Annotated in this window: 1 protein-coding gene; it reads right to left on the minus strand. The window is 53.1% G+C overall.

Annotated elements, in window-relative coordinates; genetic code table 11:
- A partial coding sequence (locus Q0698_RS13290; RefSeq protein ID WP_298637164.1) for a hypothetical protein occupies positions 1–254 on the minus strand: 254 nt, incomplete at both ends.

The following is a 254-nucleotide window of genomic DNA, read 5'->3' on the forward strand; positions in this document are numbered from 1 at the left end:
GCACTTAAGAACCTGCCCAGGTTCGCATCGTACACCCGACCGTTCATGTGGATTAACTCCACTTCGTCGAGTTGTTCATGACCCGTGTAACCGCGGTTCGTTCGTGCTTGGGTAACGAGATCCAAGCTGTTAAAACCATTCGGCGCGCTACCCGTGGTCGTGAGCTTCTTATTCCACTGTTCGTGATGACGACGCTTACCAAAGCTATCAAAGCTCATCTGCTCAACCACTTGCCCGTCAGCGCCGGTGATCAC

It is taken from the genome of uncultured Umboniibacter sp. (genome assembly GCF_947497555.1).
GTDB lineage: Bacteria > Pseudomonadota > Gammaproteobacteria > Pseudomonadales > DSM-25080 > Umboniibacter.